Origin of the sequence: Roseibium sp. HPY-6, from assembly GCF_040530035.1 — a bacterium.
GTDB lineage: Bacteria > Pseudomonadota > Alphaproteobacteria > Rhizobiales > Stappiaceae > Roseibium.
Map to the genome: position 1 here is coordinate 1,753,690 of NZ_JBEWCD010000001.1, position 25,328 is coordinate 1,779,017.

The 25,328-nt window shown below is 55.5% G+C and carries 18 protein-coding genes; 3 read left to right on the forward strand and 15 right to left on the reverse strand.

Annotated features, from left to right (window positions below; genetic code table 11):
* Positions 1–4: 4 nt before the first annotated feature.
* From ABVF61_RS08220 to ABVF61_RS08270, 11 genes are all read right to left on the reverse strand, one after another.
* Positions 5–1,534, reverse strand: coding sequence for a DUF6212 domain-containing protein (locus ABVF61_RS08220; protein ID WP_353993026.1), 1,530 nt, complete (start codon positions 1,532–1,534; stop codon positions 5–7).
* Between the two features lie 233 nt (positions 1,535–1,767).
* The gene (locus ABVF61_RS08225; RefSeq protein WP_353993027.1) at positions 1,768–2,958 is read right to left on the reverse strand and encodes a polysaccharide pyruvyl transferase family protein; all 1,191 of its coding nucleotides are present in this window, start codon (positions 2,956–2,958) and stop codon (positions 1,768–1,770) included.
* Between the two features lie 21 nt (positions 2,959–2,979).
* Complete coding sequence (locus tag ABVF61_RS08230) at positions 2,980–4,329, reverse strand: glycosyltransferase family 4 protein (protein ID WP_353993028.1); 1,350 nt, start codon at positions 4,327–4,329, stop codon at positions 2,980–2,982.
* Positions 4,326–6,590 (reverse strand): hypothetical protein, encoded by a 2,265-nt coding sequence (locus tag ABVF61_RS08235; protein WP_353993029.1) that lies wholly within the window; start codon positions 6,588–6,590, stop codon positions 4,326–4,328. The genes ABVF61_RS08230 and ABVF61_RS08235 overlap by 4 nt, the downstream gene beginning before the upstream one ends.
* Positions 6,591–6,593: 3 nt before the next feature.
* Complete coding sequence (locus ABVF61_RS08240; RefSeq protein WP_353993030.1) at positions 6,594–7,358, reverse strand: hypothetical protein; 765 nt, start codon at positions 7,356–7,358, stop codon at positions 6,594–6,596.
* 10 nt (positions 7,359–7,368) lie between these two features.
* Positions 7,369–8,625, reverse strand: a complete 1,257-nt coding sequence (locus ABVF61_RS08245) for a glycosyltransferase family 4 protein (protein WP_353993031.1) — start codon at positions 8,623–8,625, stop codon at positions 7,369–7,371.
* Positions 8,622–9,473: a class I SAM-dependent methyltransferase gene (locus ABVF61_RS08250; protein WP_353993032.1), complete on the reverse strand. Its 852-nt coding sequence runs from the start codon at positions 9,471–9,473 to the stop codon at positions 8,622–8,624. Before ABVF61_RS08250 ends, ABVF61_RS08245 begins: the two co-directional genes overlap by 4 nt.
* On the reverse strand, positions 9,470–11,680 hold the full coding sequence (locus ABVF61_RS08255; protein WP_353993033.1) for a glycosyltransferase family 2 protein: 2,211 nt from the start codon (positions 11,678–11,680) through the stop codon (positions 9,470–9,472). Before ABVF61_RS08255 ends, ABVF61_RS08250 begins: the two co-directional genes overlap by 4 nt.
* A 92-nt stretch (positions 11,681–11,772) precedes the next feature.
* Complete coding sequence (locus ABVF61_RS08260) at positions 11,773–12,375, reverse strand: calcium-binding protein (RefSeq protein WP_353993034.1); 603 nt, start codon at positions 12,373–12,375, stop codon at positions 11,773–11,775.
* 486 nt (positions 12,376–12,861) lie between these two features.
* Positions 12,862–14,247 carry an HlyD family type I secretion periplasmic adaptor subunit gene (locus ABVF61_RS08265; RefSeq protein WP_353993035.1) on the reverse strand — a complete coding sequence of 462 codons (1,386 nt, stop codon included), beginning with the start codon at positions 14,245–14,247 and terminating at the stop codon, positions 12,862–12,864.
* Complete coding sequence (locus ABVF61_RS08270) at positions 14,244–15,992, reverse strand: type I secretion system permease/ATPase (protein ID WP_353993036.1); 1,749 nt, start codon at positions 15,990–15,992, stop codon at positions 14,244–14,246. The genes ABVF61_RS08265 and ABVF61_RS08270 overlap by 4 nt, the downstream gene beginning before the upstream one ends.
* Before the next feature lie 374 nt (positions 15,993–16,366).
* Between ABVF61_RS08270 and ABVF61_RS08275 the strand changes: the two genes are divergently transcribed.
* Positions 16,367–16,867, forward strand: coding sequence for a MarR family winged helix-turn-helix transcriptional regulator (locus ABVF61_RS08275; RefSeq protein ID WP_353993037.1), 501 nt, complete (start codon positions 16,367–16,369; stop codon positions 16,865–16,867).
* A gap of 16 nt (positions 16,868–16,883) precedes the next feature.
* A complete protein-coding gene (locus ABVF61_RS08280) occupies positions 16,884–18,146 on the forward strand; it encodes a glycosyltransferase (protein ID WP_353993038.1) in 1,263 nt (420 codons plus the stop codon).
* Between the two features lie 183 nt (positions 18,147–18,329).
* On the opposite strand, the gene ABVF61_RS08285 is transcribed toward ABVF61_RS08280, so the two are convergent.
* Positions 18,330–19,799 carry a methyl-accepting chemotaxis protein gene (locus tag ABVF61_RS08285; protein ID WP_353993039.1) on the reverse strand — a complete coding sequence of 490 codons (1,470 nt, stop codon included), beginning with the start codon at positions 19,797–19,799 and terminating at the stop codon, positions 18,330–18,332.
* A 336-nt stretch (positions 19,800–20,135) separates the two neighbouring features.
* A complete protein-coding gene (locus ABVF61_RS08290; RefSeq protein ID WP_353993040.1) occupies positions 20,136–21,269 on the reverse strand; it encodes an aromatic ring-hydroxylating oxygenase subunit alpha in 1,134 nt (377 codons plus the stop codon).
* Positions 21,270–21,357: 88 nt separating this feature from the next.
* On the opposite strand from ABVF61_RS08290, the gene ABVF61_RS08295 reads away from it, so the two are divergent.
* Positions 21,358–21,942 (forward strand): TetR/AcrR family transcriptional regulator, encoded by a 585-nt coding sequence (locus tag ABVF61_RS08295; protein ID WP_353993041.1) that lies wholly within the window; start codon positions 21,358–21,360, stop codon positions 21,940–21,942.
* Positions 21,943–22,010: 68 nt separating this feature from the next.
* Here ABVF61_RS08295 and ABVF61_RS08300 read toward each other — a convergent pair whose 3' ends face one another.
* Both ABVF61_RS08300 and ABVF61_RS08305 read right to left on the reverse strand, forming a co-directional pair.
* Complete coding sequence (locus ABVF61_RS08300) at positions 22,011–23,987, reverse strand: copper amine oxidase (protein WP_353993042.1); 1,977 nt, start codon at positions 23,985–23,987, stop codon at positions 22,011–22,013.
* A 185-nt stretch (positions 23,988–24,172) separates the two neighbouring features.
* The gene (locus ABVF61_RS08305) at positions 24,173–25,144 is read right to left on the reverse strand and encodes a helix-turn-helix domain-containing protein (RefSeq protein WP_353993043.1); all 972 of its coding nucleotides are present in this window, start codon (positions 25,142–25,144) and stop codon (positions 24,173–24,175) included.
* Positions 25,145–25,328 lie beyond the last annotated feature (184 nt).

Sequence of the window (25,328 nt, forward strand, 5' to 3'; positions counted from 1 at the left end):
GTCGTCATCCGCTTACAACGGCGCGGAAATTCGCAAACTTGGCCCAGGCGAAGTCATTCCCGCCTGCCTCGTTCATCCGTGTAGCGAAATAGACGTTCTGCCACGCGCCAACCTGTTCGCTTGCAAACGCGCTAAGGTGCGCACTCTCGCCAAAGGAGACAGTCTGCCATCCGGAGTAAGCTTCTCCGACGGTTTGTTGACGCTCTTCCCGGAACAGCGCCTTTGCTGCCTCGAGACTGCCAGCGACCGCGATCGCGAAGTCAATGTCTGCTGCACGGCTGTTGTCTATATAAGCCTTCGCAGACATTCTGATGATCTGTGGCGGGCAGGCAGCCGGCAACTCGCCGATCGTGATCCCTTCCGCAGGTGGGTGACACCCGATTGCACGCTCGGCTGGCAAGGGCATGATCGCCTCGAAGTCGAAAGTGACTTCGTCGGAATTCGCCAGGCTTGCGTGTTCCAGCACACCCGGAGTTATCGGCATGTCCCGGAAGCCTTCGCTCTGGCTTGTCTGCTGGGACTGCGCGGCGATGTAATTTGCCGAAGGCGGCATCGATACGCCCGGGATACCACCCCAGACCTGCACAGCGAGACTGTTTTTCAGCACCGGCATACCGTTGGCGGCATCGCGCACCTGAAACATTTCGATCGGCTGCAGACTGCCGAGCGAAAGCAGGGGCGTGTCCTCTTCGGCATCTTCCAGCTGCAGACGGAATTCAAGCGTCCGGTTCAATCCGGCTGTCGACTTCGATAAGCCAAACGTGTTCCAGCCGGTCGTCAGGTCGCCGCTGGAAATCTGCCATGTGTCGACGATCCGCAAGTCCTCGAGCGTCACGAGCTGCGCACGCATTTTGAGGTCCTGCCGGATGGCCAGCTGATCCACGTGAATGGCTACGCCGCTCACGCCAGAGCTTGGAACCGGCAGGATCTGACTGATGCCTTCCCGGGAAGAGCTTGCGAGTACATTCGCATTCGAGGGATTTTCGGACGGTTCGTTGCTGAACACCAGATCCAGCGGCTGCAAACCGTTGCGGTTCAGGAAAGATTCGATTGCTGCAAAACGGTTCTGCAGATCGTCGTTCATGCTTCTCAGCGTTCTCAATTCCCGATTGGACAGAACAAGGCGACGTGCAGCCGACTTCACATGCTCCGCAACAAGCGCAACGATGGAGGAAACGGCTTCACTTTCCTGGCCTCTCGTCCAGACGACCACTGACGGGAGCTGAACGACGCCATGACGCTGCAACCATTTGAACAACGCATCGGCTTCCCCAGACGCGCCGGGTTCGGCGAGAACAGCAAGCGCCATGAGGGGCGCTTCGATGACCTGGAAGACCGCGCCTTTTTCGTCAGAGAACAGCGCTTGCCCGTCCGAGATGCCCTGAAACCAGACTGTTTGCACCGCACCCAACAAGGCGGTTGGTAGCTCCTGTCGGGCGACCCCGACGACAATCAGGGTCAGGTCTTTCAGCAGCCTCTCCTCTATCGCCGGTTTTTCGACTGGAAACGCCTCTTGCGTGGCCACAACTGTCATAAGAGCCCCCGAAATCTGCGATGCATTGGCTCTTTCTTGGGAAATGCCGCCGCATGATGACCAAGTACACGATAAAAAAATCGCGTGAATTTGTGACCATAATGCGACGCAACAGAGTAAAATTCAAGTTTTTTTATGTATTTAGTGCCTTTTAAAAAATTTTTAAACGTATGTTTGATGAAATCATTTTAGTATTACTTATATTTTAGCAGCAATTTCAAAATAAATTGTGTTTACACAGCTGCCACCATCTTACTTTCATTTGGAAGAAACTCATTTCCCAACATCCGATTTGGGATTTTGTTCTCCTCAAGAAACTGTTGCATTGCAGCATAAATATGCCGGTACGCCCCATTGAACGGGTCGAAACATGACGGGTCCCAGAAGTCACTCAGTCGGAAGACCTTTCCGGAAAACACATCGAAACTGGGTATCTTGAACGTTTCGGCAAATTCGCGCGTCCGGCTGTCATAGGTGAAGTAGATAGAAGGAACTCCATTGGCCAACGCCATGAGATTTCCGTGCAACCGGTACCCGAGAACAAGATCGCACGCGCTGACCGCAGCGTCGTAGTCGGCGACGACGTCGGAATAAAAAAGACGGGACCGATAGAGCCGCTCAACGTCCTCGTCAAGGTACCACTCGCCCACCCACGCATTCTTCCTCAGGGCGTCAATGGCCTCTTCTTTCTGCTCGGCCGTACCGAGAACAAGTTTCTTTTCCTCCACCTCGCCTTGCGCGAACAACGTGGTGTCAAACCGGCTTGCGAATGACTTTACCAAGTCTCGATGGAACGTCAGATACTGTTTGATGTCCTGGGCATAGGCAGGAGACACTTCCCGCCGGATCGTCAAGCCAACCTTGCGCAGGTCGTCGACTTTCGGAAGCGAGATCTTAAGGTCGGGCTTGTTCTTCCGAAAGGCGGTCGGGCATCCGATGATCCTGGTGTTTCTTATGCCCAGATCACAAAGAACCTGCGCCGTATATGCACCTCTGACACCAATGCTCTGTGTTGACTCGCTGATAATCCTCAAGACGTTTTTGGTGGATTCCGACAGCTCGATCTTGCCCTTTACAGGCGCTTGCGCACCTATGCCAAACGCCAAAACCGGCAACCCAAGTCTTTCAAGAACCTGTTCAGCGCACTCCCAGTTCATATCGCTGTGAATATAGTTTGAGCCGCGCAGGACAACGTAGTCGAATTCCGAGCGCAGGCGATCGACATCCTCCGCAACGAATTGATTGATCGTCAGCGTACGCAGTTTTGTGAACCTGAGCAGTTTCAGCGTTGAATCAAATACAAATGCGTCGCCGATATTGTGGTAATGATTGATGCTTCTTTGAACGTCCTGATACTTGTACCAGCGTACACTGTCGTGATCATAAACTTCACCGGACGGGATCATCACCAAAACGCGTGCCATGCATTTTCCTTTTGTGAAACGTTATGCGCTCTCTTGATAATCATCTGGCAACGCGGATGCTTTGGCATACCGTGTTCCGATGATGGAGCGATAAAAATTAAGGTGCCTTTGTGCGCAGTCTTTGTGATCCAATGGCGCTTCGATGTTTGAGCGCAGCGTGTTCCACAAATTCCTGTTTTCCAGCGCTTCCGTCATCCGATCCGCCAGATCTTCGGGACTGGATGCCAGGAAGTGCAGTCCGTCGACACCGTCGCGCACCTTTTCTGCCATACCGCCAATACCGCTGCAGATCAGCGGCCGTCCGTGAAAAAAGGCTTCCTGAATGATGACGGGTGAGTTTTCCCACCAAACGGAGGGCATGAGGACCCAGTCGACCTGGCGCATGAGGGACGGCATATCCTTGTTCTGGTATGCGCCTGCGAACCGGACACGATCTCCCGTCCTTTCAATTAGGTCCGCAATCTTGTGACGGAAGGCTTCCGGCTGGCGTTCGAGATTGCCGCCAAAAATCGTGACTGAGGTATCGTCGCCCCAGACAGTTTCCGGTATGCGCTGTACGGCATCCAGCAGAACGTCAACGCCCTTGTAGGGTGTCATTTGCCCGAAGAAGGCAAAACGCGAACGCCGCTCGTCGCTGGATTTAAGTCGCCTTGGCGCGGCTTTTTCCGAGACGTTCAGGCCGTTTTCGATCACCGAAATCTTGCCGCCGGGAAGACCCCACTGTTCATACCGTTCCGCAAGAAAACGGCTTGGCGTGACGAACGCATCAGCCAGGTTCAGCATCGACTGCACAAACTGCTTCCGGCGCAAAAACGTTCCTGGCGAAATTTCGGGAAAGCAGCCGTGGCAGGCAATCGGCGAAGCAGACCGGCAAAGCGCATTCGTTCCGGTTTTGACCATTTGACCGTGATGATGACAAATGGAAAGAAACTCGTGCAGCGTGACGACGATGACTGCATTGGGAAGCGCCTCCCGCACAACATGCAGTGCCTCCAGCCCCATTCCGATGAAATGATGGAAATGGACAACGTCCGGATTGAGGGAGCGCGCGAAACGGCGCAGGTCCGATTGCAGATCTGCCGTGTTGCGGTTTGATATCAGAAAGGGATCGTATTCATCGGCGTGAAACAGCAGTTCATCTTCCGCATCGGCGACACCCATGAGCGCCGACCTGCCGTGCCGCGGGTAAGTATCTCCAACCCGCGCAACGAAGAAGGATTGTGATCCCGACACCGTTTTCAAACCGGCATGCAAATTGTAGGAGGCAACCTCAGCACCGCCAAGAGACAGTTCCGGATGGCCGTGTGAGATTACGAGCACCCGCAAGGTTTGGGTTGATGAACGCTCCTGTTCAGACGCGGCAGTGTTCATGGCGCTCCCTCCCTCAAATCTGCGAGTGCGGGTTGCCATAGACGCATAAACTGCTTCTTGTCATGCTGGTTGACCAGCTTGTGCCAAAGCCTTTCGCTGCCGTGACCGTCTTCGGGAAGAACCATTTCCACCTGAGGAACCCAATAGGACTTGAGGCCCGCGGCACGCAGTTTCAGCGTGGCGTCCATGCCCTTCTCGTCAGTACCGAGATAGTGACGGGCAAATCCACCGGCTGCGGGCAATGCGTCTTTTGGCAGCACGCAACAGTCGAATGTCGCGGCAACGACTTCACAGCTTTCCGCGCCCATCAGGGTCCTGCGCGGGTATCCGACATAGTGCTGTTTGACGGTGAGGTTGCCGGTGTCCTTGTCGATCCAGGTGCCCGCCCATCGGATGGTGTCATCCTCGTAGAGAATGGTCGGTGTCACCAGACAGCTGCTGTCCCCGCTTTCGAATTTCGACACAAGCGGTTCAAGCCATCCGGGTGAAAGCGGTACCACGCTCGAACTCAGGCAGACTACCGTTTCCGAAGGCGCTGCTTCCAGACCGATCTGGAGGGCATCCAGCTTGTCCTCTACATCAGCACCGGCAACGGCCCTGACAGGCATGCCGTAAAACGCTGCCAGACGTTTGATCTCCTGAAGCTGCTCGGCAAGAACAGATGCGCGCGCCGCCAGCACCACGGCCGTCCCGCGCAGAAAGGGATCGAGTGCAAGAACGGGCAAAAGCGTCCTGACTTTCTCAATCGATTCATCAAGACCAACAACGACTGTTCGTGTTGCCGTTTCGGGAACGGTTCCGATATCGAATGTGTCTTCGATGGTTGGGCGCGCAGCTTCCACACTGCTCAAAAGAGGCAGGAACTGGCGGTCTATCAGATCGGTTTCGGACGCGATGGCTGGATCAAGGCCGGCCACAAGGCGGCGCAGCGCCGACCGGAGGTTGGTGCGCCCCAGTGCAAGCGGCGCGTAGGCCGAACGTCCGTCTTTCAAAACAATCTCGAGATAGGGCGCCTCGCCCGGACTGGCGACCATCCCGGGCACGAAGACGAGAAATCCGTGTAGGTGTGTCCCCGAAGCACCTTCCAGGAAGGGGGAAAGGTCTTCAAAAGCCTTGGAAACATCGGGCCGTTTTTGAGGCGTCCACGCGTTGTCCAACCGGGAAGAAGCATTCCCTGAACGCAAATAGACGGCCTCGACAAGGTCCTCAGGGTTCAACAGCCAGCCCGAAAGGACAATTCCGTCCGGGCCGGCTGCTGCACTAAAATCCAGGCCGACGCGAACAGGTACATCGAGCTCGCTCACCGTCTCGCGCCCATCGAATCGGTGGGCCAGTGCCTCGAGCCTGGCCCGGGCTCCGCCTGCAGCGTTCAGCCTTGGAAGAAGCGCACGAACGTGGCCAGGAAGCGCTCGCGCGCCCAGAACCGTTCCTCTTTCATGAACGTCGACCCTGTTCCAACCACTGCGGCCCCGGAAAAAAAGACTTCGAACCGGGGCCGATGGAAACCCGTCCTTCAGATCCAATATCCCGGCGAATCCGGAAGCCTTGCCGCCCGTGTCTTTCCGCTCAAAGAGACAACAGGAAAGGTCCGCGACTTTTAACGAGCCATCAAACAGGAAGACGCGGTTGCTGCCCGCAGGCAGGTCTTTCGACCAGCCCTGCGCATAGAAGTCACCCTCATCAAAACGGCCCAGCATCTCGATAAATCCGTCCCGGCGGGCGACCTGTCCAAGGAGTTTTGCCGCGACCTGCTGGTTCTTGACGTCGGCGTTCCCGGAAAAAAGCGTATCGATCAACAGATCGATGACGCTGGCCTCGGCCTGCGCCGCCGCCGTCGCGACCAGTCCGAGGAACTCCTCGAAGGGGACTGGTCCGTACTTCACCGAATACTGATGCGAATGCCCTTTGCTTCGGATTGTAACGCGTTCAAGTTTCGGCACCGCGATCGATTGCAGGAAGAGAATGGCAACAAAGGGGACCTGTCCGGATGCGCCCTTGGTTTTTCCCGGAAGGGACAGCACCGTGCATGGAACCGTGTCTTTCGCGTTGTCATTGAGGATCGCCTGCAGATGCGGTGTAAAACTGTCGCCAATACCTGCGATCAGGATCGTGTCCCGATCAATGGCTGCACACGCAACGCTGCGCCCGTCGAGAGGCAGTACCGGTTGTGGTTGGCCGGCTGCACCAGACGAAGGTTTTTTGCGCTCCAGTCCTTTGTCCGGAAGCTTCTGCGCGCCTTCAAGAGTGACAACCGGTTCCATCGTCTAGCTCCACAAGCCACCGGCAGCGGCAAAGACCATCCCACCGACGAAGCCGAGCAGAATCGCGAGCAACAGCAAATGAACCTTGAGATTGTTCTTGTGCCGGTCGCCCAACGCGATCAGTCGCTCATCAAAGCTCTTCAGCGTCGTGTCGAAGCGCAAAAGAAAAACTTCAAGCTCTTTGACACGCTGCGAAAGGTCGCTCTGACCGTTCTTCAGGATCCCCAGAGCCTCGCCAAGTTCGCCTTCGGTTGATGCGAGTTCATCGATACGCCCGGTCGTCTTTTTCAGAAGTTCGGTAGCATCCCTTTGCCCGAGCGCGCTCTGCCCTTGAACGGCTATGACCCGGTCCAGTTTTTTCATCACGATGGAAAGCGGCAACGCGATTGCAGCTTCAGCCGCACGTTCTTCCGCACTGGGACGCGGCAGCTTGAGCTGCACGCCGTCCTTCGGGGATTCCGCCACAACCGACAGGCCTTCCGGCGCCGAAGCAGCAGCCTGCGGGAGTTGGAGATCGAACGCATAACCACCGTCGCCGATGCCATTTCGTTGAAGATCAATTCGCTTCGTATCGGCGAGTTTGCTCATGAGGCGTTCACTGTCGTGAAAGACATGAATGGTCATACGGTCGTCCGGATTGGCCGCGTCCCATGCCCAGCCAAGCAGCCGTCCGTTTTCGAACGCATCCACGCGTCCCTGGATCTTGGGTGCCTCACCCTTTTCCACTTCGGGACTTTCAGCTCTGTTTTCTAGCTTTGCTGCGGTCATGATGGTCTCGTTAGGCTGCGGGGTCGCTTACGGCCTGGGCCTTCCCGGCGAACAATTGAAGGTACTGATCCGCCACCTGTGCAACGGTCGGTGGTTTTTGGATGTTGCCAGACAGCTTCCGGTACAGAGTTGCGTCATCCGCAGCGTTTCTCATGACTGCGGCAAGGCTCGCAGGGTCATTTCTGCGAACATGCAATCCGTCGACACCGTCCTTGACGGCTTCGGCCATTCCGCCAACACCGGAAGTGATCACGGGCCGCGCATGCTGTTGCGCCTCGGCGATTACGAGCGGCGCGTTTTCCCACCAGACCGACGGGACGACAACCCAGTCGACCGCGCTCATAAGGTCCGGCACATCTTCGGGCTTGTAAGGTCCATGGCGAATGACATGCGGCGCGGTCGCCTCAAACAGCTTTTCAATCTGCTCGACAAATTCCGGGCTTTGGAACGGAGCACCGCCATGTACACGCAACTCGAAGTCGACTTCCCTTTCGACAAGTAGTTCAGCGGCGCGCAGCACAACGTCGATACCTTTCCAGGGGGTCAGATTGCCGAAGAAGCCGAACACACGTTTGGGATCATCGTCTCCCCCCCGGGCCGGCGCTTGTACAACCTCAGGCCGCCCATTGCGAATGATCGAAATCTTGTCGGCAGGAAGGCCCCAACGAATGTAAACGTCTCGAAGGAAACTGCTGGGAGCGACAAACTGATCAACTGCTTCAAGATGCGTCTTGATAAAGCGCTCGCGAAGACGCATGTCGTTCGGCTTTGCCGCCTCGATGCAGTTGCACAACCCGCCAGGACCCATTGCCGCGCACGGCTCATCAGCACTCTTCATCAGAACACCGTCATTGGCGCAGATCGCGTAATAGTCGTGAAGCGTCATGACGATGCGGACGTCCGGCAGGACCCGGCGGATCAACACGGGCAATTCGACACCGAACAGGATCAGGTGGTGGATATGCACGACATCCGGACGAAAGCTCTCAAGCAGCGCAGTCATGTCCGGCACGAAAGCGCGAAGATCGATCTGGCTCATGTTGAAACGGTCAAAATGACCGGCCCACATCAGAAGTTCGTCACCGCTGTCACTTATCGCCTGGAAGCTTGTGCCTGGATGCGGCTCGCGATGCAGATGATTTGTTGCCCCAACAAAGAGCGCCTGATGTCCCGCGTCCCGATACGCCTTGGAGAGTTCCAGTGCGACGGTTTCTGTGCCTCCCGGGTGCAGGTCGGGATGGTTGTGCGCGACGACCAGAACCTTCATGCGGCGCGACCCCGCTCTGATTTCACCACAACGAAGAAATCCTGATAATGCTTGCTGCCCGTCTGGCCACGCCAGTGTCCGAGTTTCTTCAGGGCAATGTCGAACCCGGCGGCCTGCAGACACGTGTCGAGAAAACCATCATCGAACGCGACCGCGGCAAGCGGAGCATTCGCGTCGGCGTACCAGGCCGGCCCGTCTCCCTGACGCTGAAACTGGATCCGCGGCGTAAGATCTTGCGCAGCGCGCTGGCTCTCCGGTTCCATGACAAAAGCTGACACGAACAGTCTGCCACCGGGTGCGAGAAGTCTTGCAATCTCCCGGAAATAGGGCTCGATCTCATTCGCCGGCAGATGAGTAACCACGGACGTCATGACGGCGTAGTCAAAGGACCCGTCTGCGAAAGGAAGTGCGATCTCCGTTCCTGACAAGTGTCCTTTGGGATTGTAAAGATCATTTGCGATATCAAGATGCATGAAACGAAAGTTTTCATAAACGGATCGAATGTTCCGCGTGCACCATTGAATTCCAGGAGACGCCGGGTCTATGCCGGTATAGGTCCCTTTCTCCGGATCGAGATACTGTGTGAGGGGCACGGCCATGCGGCCTATCCCGCAGCCGATATCCAGCACGCGCTCATGCTCTTGCAATCCTCCGAGCTCGATAAAGTGTCCGAGAAATTCGATTCCAATGGCGAGATAATCGCCGTCTCCGACGAAGTTTTCTTCCTGTGGCGGAATCGGCAGGAACCGATTGCGGCCAATGGCTTTTTGCAGCAGGGCAAGCCGCTCACCGCCAAGCGGGGCAGGTTTGAGCCGAACGACATCATCTATCACAACCGGAGAATTCATACGCTCAACACTCCATCACGCACTCCGATTGCAGACATCACATCCATTATTTCCTGTCTCCACCTGTATTGCTGAAGCCAACGATTGTATTGAGAAGCAACACCACGCGTATAATCTCCATTCTTGTTTATGGAGACGCGTTCGAAGTGATAGAGCTCGACATCACCCAGATAATAAATCTTCTTGTTGCTGCTTCTGAGCTTCAGGCAAAGGTCACTGTCTTCATAGTCGCCTATGATGAAGTCCGTGGTGTAACCACCGGCCTTTTCAAAATCTTCCCGTGACATCACAAGGCATGCACCCGTGACCCCCGGCACCTCTCGGGAAGTGCTTGCTTGCGGGAAGTTCCTGGGAAAGCCCTTGAAATAGTGGTGGTTGAACCAGCGCTTTTTCTCGTCCTGTATGAACTTGAGCCCGGCATGCTGAATGGCATTATCCGCGTAAAGAAGCTTTGCTCCGACCGCTCCGACCTGCTCATCCATCATGAGACACGCACACAATTGCTCAAGCCAGCCGCTTTCCAGCGGCACGACGTCTGAATTGATCATGGCGATGTAACGTCCGCTGGCCCTGGACGCACCGGCATTGCACGCCAGCGCATAGCCGCCGTTCTGTTCCATCACGACCAGCCGGTATGACAATCCGTATAGAAGATGAAAGCCGATCAACAGATCTTCGACATGAGCCGCCTGCTCTGGAGAATCGAGCACAAACACAATCTCGGCGTTTTCGGCGAGCCACCGGTCAGCGGCAAAGGCCGCAAGCTGTGGCTTGATGAACTCGTAAACCTTGTAAAGCGGGATCACGATCGAGACCACCGGTTGACCAACCGGTTCGCCGATCACAATTTCGCTCGGCGTTCCGACTTGTTGTCTGAAGCGATCCTGCAGGTCGGCAAAGGGGCGTGCAAGGCATTCGGCGACGACGTGATCGGTCGCGTGCCTGGGCGGCACGACCGACAGTGCACTCGCACGGCTTTCCACCGCGTCACTCGGCTGCGGTGGCGGCACGAGTGAAGTTCGCTCTCCCGACGCCATCGTGAGTTTGAAACGTGGTTGAATATGGTTTGAAAGCGTCTGCCCGGTCGGTGCAAATGCAACAAATCTTTTTATGGCGTAGCCGCCCTGGGCCTCCGGCAAAACACCGTCAAACGTGTGCAGGTCTAGCGCGACTTGCTCTTCGCCTCCGGTCAGGATTGCAAGTTCCTTGTAAGCTTTGCCCGGATCGCGCATCCAACCGCCCACAAGGACACCGCTGTCAACGGCAAGCGCTGTTTCGACAGCGCAAAATGCTGCAGTTTCGCCAAGCGTCCCGTGCCTTTTGGCCGGCATCGGTTCAGAGAGCTGCAAGTCGCGGACAGCCGCCATTGTGGTCTGTGTGCGTGCGCCGAACCGGGTGATGATGTAGTCGCGCACGTCCGGAAGCTTTCGCGCATTTGTTGCCCACCATGCGCCAAGCGACCGTTCCGCGTTTCCTGTCTCCAGACGCCTGATCGCAAGACCCCAGGGACCGGACAAGACCATGTAGCTTTTCGTCGGAGCCTGCGGCGTGTCGACAACGCCGATGAAGAGCCGGCTCTTTCCGTTGTTATGAAGCGTGTTGAAGAAATCGGCGTCCAGCCGCTTGATACCGGCATCCCCAATGAGGGTCGCCGACGTAATCTCGGCGCATTCGCTGTTGAGGAAGGTTTCGAGTATTCGTGTCTCACCCACAGAAGCGACGCAGTCGGCAACCGGCGGGGTGTCGTTCACGGAATGCAACAGCTTTTTGGCAAAGCCAACGAAACTGCGGGACCGTGCCAGCTTGAACATTCCCGACCAGGTGCTCAGGATCGTTGTGACAAGCACAGCGCAGGCGTTCTGGGTCAGGCCATTTGTCAGGGCGAACGCATCGGCTGCGGCTACCGGTTCTTCGCCTTTTACCTTGAGTTCGGCTCCGGACCCTATCGAGCCGGCGGTGAGCTTCAACTGCAGGTCAGGGTCACCTTTTAGCGAAAGCGCCCATAGTATTCTGGTTCGTCCGTCAAGAAGGGCGAGCCGGACACTAGCCATCGCAGAGAGTTTTTTCTGCGCCTGCTCTTCGAGCTTCGGCGCTGCGCTGACGGCATGCGGCGGATCCCAGGCAACCAGATAAACATCGGGAGTCAACTGCAGAAACTGCGGCGCATCAAAAGGCGATTCCACATAAGAGCCGAGAGTTTCAAGCATTTGAGTACTTCATTGCGCAGGATTGCAGACCAGACCGGCGGCACAAGATTGCTCCGGGCACCCATCGAAACAGGTGCCCGGAGCAAATCGCGTTAGGTTACAACAATGAAGCCTTCAGGATTGTCCTTCAGGTCGTCAGCACTGGTGTTATTGAGCGTAACGGTGTCACCGTTGCCCAGATCAATCACAGTGTTGTTGCCAACCTGTGTTGCACGGTCTGCAACGTCTGCAGCCGAACCGATGCCGGTATTGTTGATATTCGAGGAAATCTGAACCAGATCACCAACCTGGAAATCCATGATGATATCGTTTCCACCGCCACCGGTGAATACGAACACGTCATTGTTTCCGCCGCCGAACATCAGATCGTTGCCGGCACCACCGTCAATGATGTCGGTGCCTTCGCCGCCGAGAATGATGTCGCCACCATCACCGCCTTCAATATAGTCGGCACCTGCACCGCCGAAGATCGTGTCGGAACCTTCTCCACCAAGAATGACGTCTTCGCCACCCTCACCGAAAATCTTGTCCGAACCTTCACCACCAACGATCAGATCACCACCAGTTCCACCGAACAGAAAATCGTCGCCTTCATTGCCCACGATAACGTCCGCTGCACCCAGACCAAATATGAAATCCTGGGCATTTGAACCCGTTAGGAAATCCTGGAAAGCACTGCCTTCAATTGTGGCCATAGCTTACTCCTGAAGTTTACCTCACTTAAACAACGCCCCGGAAACCGCGGCACCCCGCACCGCACAAACCCCGTCTTCTTGCGGTGCGAAAAACACAATACACGTTTATGACTTTATTCAAAGGGATTATTAGTGAAAAAAGTAAGGCAATATTTTGTTTAATGAGTATTTTAGAGGATATTACTCTAATAAAATGCCAAAATTACCAAACTAATACATCTTTTTTGCATCTAAATTCGAATTAATTTTTCGTTTATACGGGAATAATTTTTGACGGTGAACTAATTTTTATCATATTTTTCAATGCGTTGAATCTAAGTTATTAAATTCCTACTAAACCCGCATACACGCATAAGTTTTCAATACTATGGAACGTCTTCGCGAAATCATGTAAATCAATGTACACGTTATACCGCACTGCACAAATGTCAGGCAATGCGATACAAAACTGATCAGTTTGAGATTGTGTTTGGGTTGCTTTGACGGCTAGTCTTCGCGGAATGCGCGATTAAAGCTCTCCGTAAGCGGCTCGACCAGATACTCGATCGCTTTTCGCGCCCGGCGCAAGATAAGGACTTCAGCGGGCATTCCCGGATAAAGCGCGACAACCGGATTGTTCGCCAGTTCTTCCTGACTGACTTCGGCCCGAACCACATAGAAGGCTGCCTGTGTCTGCTGGTCGACGGTCTGGTCGGCCGCCACAAAGGTCACTTCTCCCTCGAGCGGTTGAACGTTCCGCCGATCGTAAGCCGTTAGTCTGATTCGGGCTTCGGAGCCGACACGCACATGATCGATGTCCTTGAGGTTCATGCGAACCTCGACCAGCATCTTCTCATCCTGCGGCACGATATCCATGATTGCCTTGCCCGGCTCGACAACGCCGCCCGGTGTGCGCATTTCAATATCGGTGATAATGCCGCCCTGGGGAGCATAGACCACGAGACGATCAAGAACGTCCTTGGCGGAAATGATCTGCTCGTCGGTAATTTTAAGTTCCAGCTGTGCCTCCAGGATCTCGCTGGCAATTTCGCTCTGGAGTTCCTGCTCGGCCTGCAGCAAGGCGACTTCCGCACCCTGCTTGGCTTTTTCCGATTTCGCCTTCTCAGCCGCGAGTTCTCCGCCATTGCCGATCAGTTCGCTAAGCTCCAACTGCACCTCGCTCAGCATGGCCTTTGACGTGAACCCCTTTTTCTCCAGGCCGCTCAGTGCGTCAACCCGCTCTTCAAGCAGCAGTTGGCGGTGATTGTTGGAAGCAATCTGAGCTTCGGCGGCTTCGATCTGCGCTGCGAATTGCTCAATCTCCTTTTGCTGGAAGGCTACCTTTCCCTCGTAGACCCGCCTGCGTTTTTCAAAAAACCGTTCCTCGGCCGCCATAACATCCGAAGCCGTCGGGGCATCGCTCTCCACCAGCTCCCTAGGCATTTCAATCTCGTCTTTGAGGTCACGTTCGGATCTGAGCCGCGCAAGCGTCGCCAGAAGACTTATCCTCTTACCGCGCAATTGCGCCAGTTCCGCACGGGCCCGCGTCGCATCGAGCTCGACCAGCGCCTGTCCGGCCGTCACGAAGTCGCCTTCATTGACCAGCAGCCGGCGCAGAATGCCACCTTCAAGATGACTGATGGTCTTGCGCTTGCTGTCGACGATGACCTTGCCGGTCGCAACTGCAGCACTGTCGAGGTCGGCCGTGAACCCCCAAAGCAGAAATCCGCCGAAACCGACAACAACAGCAATCCCGGCTGCAACAAGAGGTCCACGAATGCTCGGCGCCTTTTCGTCTTCCGGGTTTTCGGCCTGTTGCCAGAACGGTTTCTTTGCAACTTCCTTAAGCTGCTTGTTCGTTTCGTTTGTCGAAATATCGGTGTTGGACGTCATGCGACTTCTCCGCTCGACGGCAAAGCATGATTTGGCGTTGGCGCCGGCAAACGCCTTGAGATACTGCTGACCACATCGGTTCTGTCTCCGAACTGACTGATGCGCCCGTCTTCAAGAACCAGGATCTTGTCGGCTGCCTCCATGATGGCTGGACGGTGCGCGATCACGATCACGATTGCACCGTCTTCCTTCGCGCTTGAGATCGCTCTCAAAAGCGCAACCTCACCTTCCGTGTCGAGGTTTGCGTTGGGCTCGTCCAGAACCAGCAACCTGGGATGCCCGAACAGCGCCCGCGCCAGCGCAACCCGCTGTTTCTGACCACCGGACAATGTATATTTATTGTCCCCCACGGGCGTATCGTATCCAAGGGGCATCCGGCCGATCATCTCGTGAACCCCGGCTGATCTGGCCGCATCAATCACCATCTGCGGATCGACCTCGTACATACGCGAGATGTTTTCGCGAACCGTGCCGTCGAGAAGGGAGACGGATTGCGGCAGATAGCCGACCATGGCTCCGACGGACGCACGTTCCCACAGGTAGACGTTATGGCCATCCAGAAAGACCCCGCCCGTGGTCGGCTGCAACGCTCCGACCAGAAGGCGCGCAAGCGTGGATTTTCCAGCCGCTGAAGGGCCGACGATGCCCAATACGTCTCCTGGCTCCAGGGTAAAGGAAATGCCTTTGATGACAGGCACCGGCATGTTGGGCGCAGCAAAGACGAGCTTGTCGACCGTGAGCGGGCCCTGGCTTGCAGGTGTCGGGATCGCCTGACGGATGGACGAATGATTCTCTAGGATGTCGCGGACGCGGCCCCAGGCTGTGAATGCGAACACCCATTGCCGCCAGTTCTCGGTCATGTTGTCAAAAGGAAGAAGCAACCGTCCGGTGATAATGCTCGCAGCAATCATTGTTCCTGCGGTCACCTCGCCCTGGATCACAAGGTTCGCGCCAACAGCAAGAACAGCGATCTGCATGCCCATGCGAAGGCTTCGGGTCAGGGCGTGGATCGCCTTGCCGCGCCGGCTTCCCTGCGCCATCAGCTCGCTGGCGTGGAGCTGTCTCTTTCGCCAGCGCCGCGCAAGTGCCGGCATGATCCCCATCGCTTCGATCGTTTCGGCGTGCCGCAACGTCGACGCCATCGTCGCGACATTCTCGACATTTGCCGAGTTCGCTTCCTTTAGCAGCGAACGAGTCGCCATATCGGAGATCACATTCAGCCCGACAAGAACGAAGGCCGAAACAACGGCCAGAAGGCCATAGAGCGGATGAAGAACAAACAGAACTGCGAGAAACAGGGGCACCCAGAGCGCTTCCAGTGGAGCGCTGATTGCGTTGCTGGTCACGAAGCTGCGCAAGTCGTTAAGGTCCCGGAGCACCTCCGAAGCGAGGCTGCCGCCCTTTTCGAGCGAGGATTTCACGCCGGCCTCAATCGCCATATGATTGAGTCGGCGGACGAGTTCGGTCCCCATTACCTGAAAAATCTGACTGCGAATGAACTCCAAAATACCGTAGAGAGTCAGTGCTCCGGCCGCGATAATGACGAGCATACCAAGTGTGTCTACGCTCTGACTGTTCAGAACCCTGTCGTGCACCTGGAGCATGAAAAGCGGCGCAGTGAGCTGTAAAAGCGTGATAAATCCGCTCAGGGCTGCCGCGACGATCAAACCAGTTGTAAAGGTTTTGCGGGCCTCCCGCACCAGACTTAACGGGTCGTTCGCGGCAGGTTTTGCCTGATCAACCATGCATCATTCTCCAAACATTCAACCCAAAGACGAGTTCGCAGGTGCGAAAAAAATTAGTAATTGCCTAGAAAACGACACATCTTTTCCCTATAAATGATGAAGGTTTGTAGACTAAATTGGATGATGTTTGGGATTTAATTGTGGCACGCAATTTTATCTCATGCAAAAGATAAAAATATAAATAAAAAACGGAAACCCCGCTAAGACAAGGAGCAACTCGGTAATGAAATTATTTCGAATTTAGTTCGAAATTTGGTGGGAGTTAGGGGCATATGCACAAAATCTTCACTGATGCACCACAACAAATCAACGGTCGAATCGACATCCCTAAACCAAAGGTTGAAAATAATACATATGATGTAGCGGAGTCGGACATGAGCGCCGAAATGAACCCCTACGCTCACGCAAACCACTTCGAACTCGTCCGCGTGATTGAACGGATGTACCGGCGATATCTCGACCGGTTGCGTGTCGATCTGATCAGGATCGGTGCCGATGACATCTCTCCGTCACACGCGATGCTTCTCTTCACGATTGGCGATGACGATCTGTCCGTGCGCGACCTCATGGATCGTGGACACTATCTCGGATCGAACGCCTCCTACAGCCTGAAGCAACTCGTCCAATCGGGATATGTGGATCGAACCGCATCTGCCAGAGACAGACGCTCGGCGCGCATTCGGCTGACCGACAAGGGAAGAGACCTGTGCAACGCCATCAAGGCTGCAGACGAGGTCAACCAGGCTCAAATCGTACGTAACGAACGCGACCGGATGGCACTTGAAGAGACGTTTGCTTTGCTGCGCAAACTGGAAGTGATCTGGGCAACCGATCTCCAGCAACGCAACGGTCGGTTAGGCGCTAACGGCTTCTGACGCGAGACCGTCTGCGATGCATATAGTTTTCGTGCACCGGCACGGGCCTGGGCAATTCGTTCACATTGCCCGACGCCTTATCCTTGACGGCTGGACCGTCACCCTGATCTGCGAAAGCATCGACAGGCCCGTCCCGGGCCTGCGGGTGCTTCGATACGGCAACGGTGACACACCGAGTGCTGCGCAGTCCGGGCGGAAAGATACCTCTGTTCCCTATATCGAAGCCGGACGCCGGGTAGCCGAAATCCTCCATCGGCTTGCCAGGCATGGCAACACGCCCGACCTTGTGCTGGGGCACATCGCGTGGGGCGGGATGATGTTCGTGAAAGATGCGCTTCCCGACACCCCGATGGTCGGGTTTTGCGAATACTTTTTCCAGTCCGAGGGCGGTGACATCGGATTTGCGCCATCGGACAACATTGATCTCGGAAAGAGGCAAACGCTCCGACTGCGCAACGCCGTTCAGTTATCGACGCTCGATCAGATGGACTACGGCATAAGTCCGACAAGGTGGCAGAAAAGCAGGTATCCGACCGAATATCATTCAAAGATCATTGTCCAGCACGAGGGCATCGACACGGGCCGCGCGCGGCCCGATCCGCTGGCCACGTTTCGGCTACCTGATGGAAATCTGCTGAGCGCCGGAGATCCGATTGTCACTTTTGCAGCCCGCGACCTTGAACCCTACCGGGGCTTTCCGCAATTCATGCGCGCGGCGGACCTGGTTGCAAAGCGCAACCCGCAGGTCCAATTCGTCGTGGCAGGCGGTGATGGTGTCAGTTACGGGAGCAGCCCTCAACAGGCTGCGAGTTGGCGCAAATTGCTGCAGGAAGAAACAAGTCTTGCGCCGGACCGGCTACATTTTCTGGGCCAAATTCCACACCGCGATTTGATTCGCCTGTTTCAGGTTTCGGCCGCACATGTCTATCTGACCTATCCGTTTGTCCTGTCATGGTCTTTTCTGGAAGCCATGTCCTGTGGGGCTGCAATCATAGCATCCGACACTCCGCCGGTCCGTGAGGTGGTCAAGGACAACCTCAACGGTCGTCTTGTCGATTTCTGGAATGTGGAGAAATTCGCCGAGAGAATTGAAGAAGCGCTCAAGGCTCCGGACCGGTTCCAGCAATTGCGGTCAGAGGCCAGAAAAACGATTGTCGGTCGCTACGACCTGAATGCTTGCTGCGCAAAAACGCAGCGCCTAGTCGTACAGGTGATCGGAGCGCATTCACGTTCAAATGTTGCTCGCCGTGATCGCGAGGGACTGAGGGAAACCGTCTGAAATCAATCACACAAGCTTCCTTGCCGGGCCGCATCGGTGCGCAGCCCGGAGTGCGATTATCATGGCCAATAGGAAATTGCCGGCACCGGGGCAATGACGCTGCAGGCAAACGGTGTCTTATCGCAAAGACACGAAAAGACGCCTGTTTCAATAAGTCTGAAACGACCTGACGGGCGACCAGATTTACATCAGAGAACGGGATGCCTGCCTGACGTTGTCCGTGACGCCTTCCAACTGCGACGCAGAGGAGGAGATCGTCTTCAGATTTGAGTTGATCAAATCCACACCCTGTGCAGCCGCTTGCATGTTTGATGAAATATCGTTGGTCACCGCAGTCTGTTCCTCAACGGCGGTCGAGATACTGGTCGCGATTTCCGCGATGTTCTTGATCACATCCATGATGGATGAGATTGCGTCAACTGCCCGTTCAGTCGTTTCCTGAACGGAACTGACCTGTGTCGAGATTTCTTCTGTCGCCTTGCTGGTCTGGGAGGCCAGGCTTTTGACTTCCGAGGCCACAACCGCAAAGCCTTTGCCGGCCTCACCGGCGCGCGCAGCCTCGATCGTCGCATTGAGAGCCAGAAGATTGGTCTGGTCGGCAATACCATCGATCAGTTCGATGACGGAACCGATCGTCTTGGCATCTTCCGATAGACCAGACATAATCTCGCTCGATCGCTCTGCTTCACCTTGCGCATTGTTGGACACCTCAAGCGCGACCTGAACCTGACGACTGATCTCCTGGATCGAGGCAACGAGTTCTTCGGACGCGGCGGCAACTGTCTGCACGCTCGACGATGTCTGTTCGGAAGCGGAAGCGGATTCGCTGGCCTGATGCACCGTTTTTGAAATGGACTGCGCCATTTCGGCAAGCTCGGTATCAATGGTTTCCTGCACCTGGCTCCGGCGGTGGCGTTCCTGGACCTGCTCCGTGATGTCGCTGGCGAATTTCACGACCTTGAACGGGCGTCCCGACGCATCCATGATCGGGTTGTATGTGGCCTGGATCCAGATCTCGCGCCCGCCCTTGGCGACGCGCTTGAATTCGTCAGCCTTGAATTCTCCACGACCGAGCTCTTCCCAGAATTGCTGATATTGGCTGGATTGGCCGTAGTCGTACTCAACAAACATCCTGTGATGCTGTCCCCGGATCTCATCAATCGAGTAGCCCATGGCCCCGAGGAAGTTTTCGTTGGCGTCTATGATCGTTCCGTCCAGTTCGAAATGGATAACCGCCTGAGAACGGTTGAGCGCATCGATCTGACCTTCGAAATCCGCATTGCGTCGCTTTTGCTCGGTGATGTCAGAGGCAATCTTGACCACCTTAACGACCTTCCCGGCCGCGTTCACCACCGGATTGTAGGACGCCTGGATCCAGACTTCGTTGCCGCTCTTGTCAAACCTCAGGAACTCTTCGGCCTTGAACTCGCCTCTTGCGAGGTCTTGCCAGAAGTCGCTGTAGTCTTTGCTGTCGCCATATTCAGGATCGACGAACAGGCGATGGTGCTGACCTTTGATTTCTTCAAGGGTGTAGCCCATGGCGCCGAGAAAATTCGCATTTGCATCGAGAATATGCCCGTCCGGCGTGAATTCGATCATCGCCTGGGACCGGCTAAACGCATTGATGACGGCATTCGCTGAACTACGGAACAACAACGCCTTGCCCTCCTTTGAGAACGGAATTTAGATTCTGATAAGATTAACGCATGGGAAAGTAAAAGAAATATTGATCCAGGCTACCGCTGAACACGTAGGGCAAACGCTTTTACTGCGCCAAAAAACAAAAACAACGCAACCAAAAGTATAAATTCCAAAAATTTAAGAAAAATTGCCTACGGGATTGTACGTAGAAGTCATTCATTGTTCTCGATCGGCGACCTCTCAAGTTATCGAAACAAAAGTCATACCAACGCATAATTTTAGGTATGCGATTTCCGCAGGAAGGCTTTCGGCAGCCTTGAAATGGGTCAAATCAAAAGTCTTTTCTTTTCAAAGACGGCGCTCGACCTCTGCGTTAAACCGGTGCAATGCGCCTTCATATCTGCCGAAAGTCAGAAACTCATTGGCACCGCTTGCCATCCCGTCCTGCGCCGCCTCGTTGACTGCAAAATCTTCAGAAAGTGTGTTCAAGGTGATTCTGTGATTGCGACGCCAATGGTCCATCCGATTTTCATCGATGGTTTCCCTGGGTGCGAGGGTTACGATCCGCGCCTCGGTTCTGTCCGCCGCAAGCGGGTTGAGGCTGATCCAGGCGACGTGGTCCTGCATCGCAAGAAACTGGTTCAAGGGAAAAACGGTGTAGAGCACATTTGCATGGTCCTGGATCGACCAGCTGTCTCCTCCCCGGGGATCGCGCGCAGTCGCTGTCGCGCGTGGCAAGACCGATCTTATGTGCGGCCCGAGCATCTGGTAGCTGGAAAGACTATCGAGGAAATGCGGTCCTATCGTCTCCTTGTGCGTAACTTTGAAATGGTAGGCTTCCAGCCCTCCTTCCAACAGGAGTTTCCAGTTAGCGCTCAAAACCTTCTGATCACATGCGGCAATTCCGAGACCAGCCATACCAAGCCAGGCGAAATCCTTCTTCACCGGTTCGAGAAACGTGTCGAAATTTGACTGTGCCCTGGGATCGGCAACGATCCAGATAAGCCCGAGCCGCTCGGTCACCGGCAAGCGCTTCAATGCATAGGCAGATCGGTCCAGATCGGGAAATCCCTGTTTTTCATGCGGTATGCCGCGCAGACTTCCGGAACTGTCCCAGGTCCACGCATGATAGGGGCAACTGAAGGCATGTTTGCATCCTCTGTCTTCGGCAACGAGCCGCGCCCCGCGGTGGCGGCAGACATTCAAGAATGCATTCACCGTTCCGTCTTTTTCGCGTGTGAGCAGAACAGGCAAGCCGCTGATCTGACGCGTCAGATAGCTGCCTCTTTCCGGAAGCTCGCTGGCATGGGCAGCAATGAGAGGTGACCTGCGGAACACGGATGACATTTCGCGATCAAAACGGTCCTCAGATACGTATCGGTCGGTAAGCGAGAATTGCACGGCGTCATCCAGAAAGAAGAGGCCGTTCTCGTTCAAACCAATCAACTCTTCAAGCAAAGCGATTTCCTGTGCGCGATCCATTTTCGCCTCCGCGAGCATCTCATACTTACCAATCGGTAAGTTTTACTTGACGAATGGTAAGTCGTCAATCAGATGGTAGACTGGTCGCATGACCGGACGAATCGATTCACCGAAGCAGAAATTCATCGAAACGGCGTTGCGACTCTTTTCAGAGCGAGGGTTTTATGGAACTTCGCTGGCAGATGTGTCAGGTGAATTGGGGCTGACGAAACAGTCGATCCTCTATCATTTCAAAACAAAGGAAGCTCTGTACGGCGCGGCGCTGGAAGATGTCGCAGCCAGGTTTGACGCTCTGGTCAACGATGTCATTCAGCAGGATCTGAGCGCGGAGAAAAAGCTGAAGACCTTTCTCGCACATCTCCTGGAACACACCCGCGAAGCGCCTTATGATGGGCGGCTGATCACCCGGGAGCTCCTGGACAATCTGGAACGCGTCGAGTTGAGCCGAAAGTGGTACCTGAAAAACTTTCTGGCCAAAAGCACTTCTTTGCTGGAAGACTTGCCCAAATGGCGATACCGGACGGAGGCTGAACGGACCGCCGCGATGTATCAGCTGATCGGTTCCATCAGCTACTTTTCGATTTCCGAACCAACTCTCTCCGCCATTTGGGGAACGGAGAAGCTTGACGAAACCAGCGGCGCATTCCTGTCGACGCTGGTTTCGCGCATATAAGACTGCAGACCCTCAGTCGGATCGGCGTATTTTGACCGGGGCGTTGCTTCACCCCCCGGCCATTCGGTTCATTTTCGAAGCGTCATGGCCGGGTTATGGGCGAAGAAGTTGAACGGCATGATGTGAACCGTCTTCCATTCGGTCGACATCACCGGCCAGTCTTCCATGCGCGGAATGTGATGAAACCCGGCGGTGAACCAGGACACAACATCCTGACCCATGAGCGGCTTGTCTTCCTTCACCCATTCGGCCAGCGTGTCCGTCCCATCGCTCTGCATCGCGTATTTGCCGCCTGCATACCGCTGCTCAGGATCATGAACGGTCGTCCAGGCGGAATATTCGATATAGGCATTGCGCTTGAACGGCGGATCGTTTTCGAAGTCGAACGGCCCATAGGCGACTGAGCCGTGGTGGATCATCCATCCAGGCGTCTGTCCGAGATAACCTTCACGCGCCGGGTTCGAAATATGGACGTGTTTCGGTTTTGAAGCGCTGAAGCGATACCGCGCATCGAGCTCGCTGTCGGGCATCTCGTGCTTCCAGGTCCACATCGACTTGCGTGGATGGTCGGGATCGACTTCCGCCGGGACGATTTCCATCGTTCCCATGTGGTTGACCGGCTGATCGATGTCGAAATCGATCCGGAAGTTGAAATAGTGGTCGTGGTTGGCGGCAACGAGATTTGGCGCAATCAAGGTGCCGTATTTTGTGTCTTCTGCTGCCGTTGCATCATTCATCGACGTAGACGCAACCCCCTTGACGGCATCCAGTCCTGTCGCCCCGATCTTGATGAAAATCTGTCCGTCCTGTTTCAGCCGGTAGTCGATCAGGTAATCGTAGTTGCCGACCTCGGACGCGGTGCGAACGACCAGTTCCGTTTCCGGGCGCCCTTCCGTCGGTGTGAACTGGTCCGGCCCTTGCGCGAAAATCTCGAAGTGACGCCATGCCGGGTCGCCGATGTTGCGCTCGAAAATGCAGATCGCATCCGGAATTTCCAGCGGGCTTCCGTTGTCGTCCGTAATCAGCGCCGGCAGGAAGGTCGCGTATTCCGGACAATCGATGCCGGCCCTGAGTGGCGTCAGAAAGAGACCGAAGCCGTATTCGCCGCTGTCCATATACGTCCGCCAGTACCAGCCTTCCGTTGGGTCCATGTAGGGAACGAAAACCTCCGAAAGGTGCATCTGATAGATCACGGACCGCCAGGTGCCCTGGTCGTTGGCGTCAAGGTTTGAAATGACAAGTCCTGGACGCTTGTCGATGCGGTAGTTGAAGCGCCAGATGTCCCATTCCACATGGCTGCCGTCGATCTTGTAATTCGGTCCACCTTCCTGTTTCAGGAGAACCCGGTTCGTTTCGGGCCGCAGCGGCACCCTTTCAGCGATCTCCTCTTCGGTATAGCCCCAGGGATCCTGCGGTATCGGCACGACGCCAGTGTCGATGACCTCAATGACTTCCTTCTTGCCGACATCAAACAGTGAGAAGAGACCTTCAATCGGCTTGGCATAGAAGTTGGACCCGGTCGGGTTCTGGTAGCAGGGGATTTTCATCAGCCGGGAGTTCTCGAATTCCGGCGTAAAGAAATTACCTGCGGTGAGCGGCAGACAGAAGGCGTCTTCAGGTTTCAAGCCACGCGCCTCTAGCCCGGCGATCATATCGGGATGGGTCAGGCCACCCTCCAGCGCCGTCATGAATTCTGCAAAGAGGATCATCGGCTGACCAGAATCGGGAATGGCGGAACTGCTTTCCACTGTCCCTTGCGTTATGTTCACAACGGCTTCGCTGAATCCGTCGGCTGTCGTGAACTGAACCATCGCCTTGCGGTCGAGCGCATCGCCTTCCTGCCAGGCAAGAACATCCGCCTTGAGCGGTTCCTTCAACTCTATCAGCGGGTAGAGCGTGTCTTCCGTCGCTGTGCCGCTGTCTTTCATGATCTGGTTGATTTTCTGGAATTCCTCGGACGTCAAACCGTCCAGTGGATGCGCCAGCGCGGTCGCGGCAATGCCGCTCATGAGCGCGGTCGAAGCCAGGATCTTGGTGATTTTCATGAACCCTCTCCGGTTTCTCTTTTCTTGAGCCCGAACCCGGATCGCAAAACGCTTTAGATGCGCCGAACCACAAACCGTCCTCCGTGTTCGTGTTTCTGCTGGCGGTCAAGCGGACCGGTTCCCTCACACCAAACGATACCTCAGGAGCACATGTAATCTTGGGCGAGGACGCCACAGGCTTTGGATCAGAGCGACACTTTCTTCCGCACATCGCCTGGCGGCACGCCAAATCGTTCGCGAAATGAGCGGTAGAAATAGGAGAGATCATTGAAGCCGCTTTCGTAGGCGACCGCCGCGATCGTGTTGCGCCCAGCCCCGTCATCCCCTGCATTGAGGCGCGCACGCGCGGTTTCAAGTCGAACGGCCAGAAGCCGTTTTCCGACCGTCTCACCAAGAAGGCCGAATTGTCTTTGCAGCGTGCGCGGCGAAACCTGCAGCAATTCGGCCAGTCTCTGCGGACCAAAGTCGGCATCCATTGCGTGCCGGTCAATCAGGCAAAGCGCGCGCGAAAGAACACCGCTGGAAGTCCGGTCCTTGAGCGCGTCCTGGTGCTCGACGCTTCTGAAGTACGCTCCGAGGATGCTGAGAAAGGCTTCACCGTGATGAGGTGCAACGCTGATATCGTCGGAAAAGATCTTCGTCAGCACGGCCCGCATGGCCACGAACAAGGGGTCCGTGCGATCAATCGCAATGCCGCCGGTGCAGATCTTGCCGAACCGGTGCATCATTTCCGCGCGCGGCAGATGGATAGACACCTGCCGTGCATCTGCGCCGTTATAAACGAACTCCGAACTGTGCGCGCTGTCGACGAGATACATATCGCCAGGTGTCAGCTGAACCGAGGTCTCGTTCTGGTGGATCCAGCAGTTGCCCTTGTCCTGGATCAGCAGGAATAGATTTTCACCCGGATCCCGCTTGATCATGCGCTTGTCCCGCAGGACCCTTTTGGCGTTGAGGGAAACGATGGCTGTTTCAAAACGGGAGACGCTGATTGTCGACACATCGCCCTTGATGTGCCCGCTGGAATGCTCGGTCGGCTCCAACTCGAAATGACCGCACACCTTGCGGATATCGCACGTCATTTCGTCAACCGACTGCAGGCGCGTGTGCGCATGCACCAGCGGTGATTTCGCAAGCTTTACGTTATCAGGTCCCATACGACCCACCCGTTTGCTGCAAGGACTGACCCTTTGAAGATTAGACATACCTGCGCCTCCGGGTAAAGCGCGACATCGCCCGGCGGTGCACCGCAGTCAGTGCTTGATCGATGCAATACCGCAATCGGCTTCTTAGACCCGAGGTGTCCTTTTCATGACATTCAGGCCGGATCAGCTGACATGA